General features: G+C 62.0%; 1 protein-coding gene. It reads right to left on the reverse strand.

Features of this window, described 5'->3' with window-relative positions:
- Positions 1-1,075, reverse strand: a 1,075-nt coding sequence (locus EJD88_RS26255) for a baseplate J/gp47 family protein (protein ID WP_158879345.1), incomplete at its 3' end; no start/stop codon positions are given.
- Positions 1,076-1,109 lie beyond the last annotated feature (34 nt).

The raw sequence follows: 1,109 nt of genomic DNA on the forward strand, positions 1-1,109 counted from the left end.
GCTGGTGAAGCTCTTCGCCCAGGCGGCTGAATGAAAACCGCGACTGGGGATAGGTCAGCGTCGGCTGGTAGTCGCTGGTCGTGCTGTCGCGAAACGCCGCACGCACGAACAGCGCGGCGTTGTCTTTAAGGGTTGCCCGCTGTTCAGTGGTCAATATCGAGCGCGGCCAGATCTCCAACTTTACGGCGTGCTGGGTTTCAGGCATGACCATCACCAACAGGTCATCGCCGTGGCCATGGTTGCCCTGGTCGCGGATATGCGCGTTGATCTGCGCCAGGTACGTCGCCGCCGGCACGTCCGCATCGAACAGAACAAAGGCGTTTGCACTGCCCGGGCCACGTGGCGCGCCGTGCTGGAAATACACGCCATCCGGGCGCACGCCTGGAAAGGCCGAGATCATGGCGCGATACACCGCGTCGGTGTGCCACTGGTTGACCGCTGAAAACTGGTTGCGGGTGCGCAAACGCAGCTCGTCATTGGGCTCAGGATCTGCACCAGGTGTAGTCAACCAGCCGTCGGTGTTCACCACCTGGGCAATGCCCGGTACCGGGACGGGCAAGATCGCGTAATAACCCGGGGCCAGGTTGAAACCGGCGCCGGTGTCGACCGCCTCGACCGGGATCTGCAGCTGCATCAACCCATCGGCGAAGATGCCCACCGCCGTGGTCACCACCTGGTAGATATGTCCATTGATCGATGCGGACTGCACTACTGTCCCGGCCGGCACTTCCAGGGCGCCGCCGGCGGCTTCGCGGGTGAACAGCAAAAAGCCCTTGGCCTTGGTCGCACCCTTACGCTCTACGTTGACCGCCCAGGCCAACATGTCGAGCCAGGCATCTACAGCGGTCTTGACGAAAAAATTGGGCAGCACCGTTGCCACGAAAAAATCCAGGATCCACAGCACCGGTTTGGTCACCAGGGCGCGCACCACGCGCCAGAACGGCGAATAGGCGCTGGTGTTGCTCAGTTTGCTGCCCTGGGAGGCTACCTCTTTTTCCCACGCCTGCAGGAGCCCCGCTTCGGTCGTGGGAATGCCGGCGTCGGCCAGCGCCTGCTTGAAATCTACGTCGCTCACAAATCCACCTCGATGTTGCCGAATTTCAGGGTTG

The organism is Pseudomonas sp. PB105, assembly GCF_009764655.1.
GTDB classification, from domain to species: domain Bacteria; phylum Pseudomonadota; class Gammaproteobacteria; order Pseudomonadales; family Pseudomonadaceae; genus Aquipseudomonas; species Aquipseudomonas cyclaminis.